The organism is Bartonella sp. AA168HLJHH, assembly GCF_042197365.1.
Classification (GTDB): domain Bacteria; phylum Pseudomonadota; class Alphaproteobacteria; order Rhizobiales; family Rhizobiaceae; genus Bartonella.
Genome location: NZ_JBHIRS010000083.1, coordinates 1 through 672 on the forward strand (window position 1 = coordinate 1; position 672 = coordinate 672).

Below are 672 nucleotides of genomic sequence, written 5' to 3' on the forward strand. Positions count from 1 at the left end.
AGAAGCTTCTGTCTAACACGTCTCATCCTTGATAACAGCTTTTCGGGATTAAATGCTATAGGCTTTTTCCTTCCAAAGCTAAAAGAGACATACTCTTTTTTCCCATACATCACACAACGCTGGAGAAATAAAAAACGTGCGGCTTTTTCAACTTTGGAAAGCTCTTCTGGGTCAATCGCAGCAAGGTCAAAAAACAACTGTCTTGAACAAACAAACCACTCCAATCGTTTAGCTAAATCATCAAAATGGTTTTGAACGCATTGAAACAGATTCGTGATCTCTCCATTCAAATCATTAATCACAGAATATTTTGCTGGTTTTTTATTTAGGAAAATAACACCAGAGCCTAAAAATGGTTCAACATAGGTTTCATGTTCAATACTATTTAAAATCGGTATAATTTTCTTACGCAGATAGTGTTTACCACCCATCCACGCAAACAGTGTTTGTGTAAAACTTTCCTCTTTCATAAGCGAAGTTCATTCCCTCAAGCTTTTGCAAGCCTAATCATTTTTTCATATTTTAAGGATAAATTTAGTGAGACTAGTTCTTTGAAAACCACTGCTTTAAATGTGCAATGACATTATCTAGCGCGTCCATGAGGCGTGCAAAATCAAGAATAAGCAAAAAAAGAAAAAATGCTATCCACTTCATCAAGCGAGACATCATTTT

General features: G+C 35.6%; 1 protein-coding gene. It reads right to left on the reverse strand.

Translation table 11 applies throughout. From position 1 onward, the window contains the following. On the reverse strand, positions 1-470 hold a 470-nt coding region (locus ACFINM_RS09870; protein WP_375641384.1), incomplete at its 3' end, for a DNA adenine methylase. Positions 471-672 lie beyond the last annotated feature (202 nt).